A 1,525-nucleotide genomic window follows, 5' to 3' on the forward strand; every position below is an offset into this window, starting at 1 on the left:
GGGCCTCCACCCCGGAGGAAGCCCAGAAGGCCGAAGACCAATCGCGCCCGGCGCCCGAGCCCGTGGAGCCGGAAGCATGAGCGCCCGGATGCCCATGTCCTCGCGCCGAACCGACCGGCGCCCTCTGGTTCACCTCGCGCTGGAAGGTCTGTGCTGGCTGGCGGTGGCGTTGCTGATCGCCGCCGCGCTGCTGGATCTGCCGACAACGCTCGCGCGCCGGGCGCTCCAGCCCGACGCCACCGTCGGGGGTCAGCCATGACCGGGCGCCTCCTCGATACCCACGCGATCACTACCTTCCTGGCGCGCGTCACGTCCCTGAGCGGCGACGCCCTGCACGAGGCGTTCGTCTGCGCCGCTCTCGAAGGGGGCGGCCGCTTCCACATCCCCGCCGACGGCCGCGCTGTTCTCAGCCTCTACCGGATCACCGCAAGCGGCTCGACAGAGGCCGAGGCCATCGCCGCCTGGATCACCCATGCCCACGAGGCCGTGGATGACACGGCTGCCGAGGCGGACGCCCTGCCCGCCTGCTCCTGATCTCTCTTCGGAAAGGACCTGCCATGTTGCATCAGATGCCCCGCGCCGCCGCGCCTGCCCCGGAGATCTCCGAAGGGCCAAGCGCCACCGTCGTCCTTGCCGAGCTTCGGCTGGCGGCCAACCGGTTGTCTCGCGTGATCGAGCGCTTGAACACCATCCCGGCCCTGGGCTGTGTCCGCATCCGCTTCAAGAGCGACCAGCTCACGCTGGAGGCCACCGACCTCAAGATGACCCTGACGCTGGATCTGGAGGCGCAGACGACTGGCAAGGCGGATCTGGTCGTGTCGCATCGGGCGCTGGCCGGCTTCCTGCGCGCGGCCCGTGGCCCGGTGACCATCACCCATATGCGTGGCGAGGATCACGACAGGGTGCGCTTCTCTGACGGCGAGATTCAGGTGACGCTGCAGCTGAGCATTCCGCCCGAGGACTTCCCCCAGCCCTTCAAGGACCAGGACCCCGGCGCGATGCGTGGCGCCAGCGCGTTCACCCTGTCCGGCGCGCAGGCGCTGCGGCTGTTTGATCTGGGTCGGTCCTGCGTCAGCCGCGAGGAGACCCGTTATTATCTCAATGGCACCTTCCTGACGACAAAACCGGAAGTCGGGACGCTGCGCGCGGTCACCACCGATGGCCACCGCATGGCGATCATTGATTGCGACGCCCCGGCCCGCTTCATCGAGGGGCCGCGGATCAACGGCAGCAAGGCGACCGACCGGCCCGACGGCCTCATCGTCCCGGTTCGGGCCGTCGATCTGCTGATCGCGATCGCGCGGAAAGCAGGGAATGCCCCGCTGACCTTCGCTGCTGATGCGCGCCACCTGCTGGTAACGGCCCCCGGGCTTCGCCTGGTGATCCAGGGCATCGACGGCACCTATCCCGATTACACCCGGGTCACGCCGCCGGCCTCCGACGCCTTCACCGCGCATCTGTCGACCAGCGCCCTGAGCCGGCTCCGCACCATCGCCAGTGCGACCTGCTACGGCCGCAGCCTGCC

3 protein-coding genes are annotated in these 1,525 nt (G+C 69.4%); all 3 read left to right on the top strand.

Annotated features, from left to right (window positions below; genetic code table 11):
- Positions 1-76 precede the first annotated feature (76 nt).
- The gene (locus CVM50_RS21445) at positions 77-259 is read left to right on the top strand and encodes a hypothetical protein (protein WP_143515662.1); all 183 of its coding nucleotides are present in this window, start codon (positions 77-79) and stop codon (positions 257-259) included.
- Positions 256-534 (top strand): hypothetical protein, encoded by a 279-nt coding sequence (locus CVM50_RS16575; RefSeq protein WP_085890269.1) that lies wholly within the window; start codon positions 256-258, stop codon positions 532-534. Before CVM50_RS21445 ends, CVM50_RS16575 begins: the two co-directional genes overlap by 4 nt.
- Before the next feature lie 35 nt (positions 535-569).
- On the top strand, positions 570-1,525 hold a 956-nt coding region (locus CVM50_RS16580; protein WP_198431924.1), incomplete at its 3' end, for a DNA polymerase III subunit beta.

The sequence above is a fragment of the Pseudooceanicola marinus genome (assembly GCF_002786295.1).
Taxonomy (GTDB): Bacteria; Pseudomonadota; Alphaproteobacteria; order Rhodobacterales; family Rhodobacteraceae; genus Pseudooceanicola; species Pseudooceanicola marinus.

Excerpts from the sequence above, each read along its gene's own strand:
- CVM50_RS21445 (WP_143515662.1), top strand. The coding sequence starts at position 77 with ATGAGCGCCCGGATGCCCATGTCCTCGCGCCGAACCGACCGGCGCCCT.
- CVM50_RS16575 (WP_085890269.1), top strand. The coding sequence starts at position 256 with ATGACCGGGCGCCTCCTCGATACCCACGCGATCACTACCTTCCTGGCG.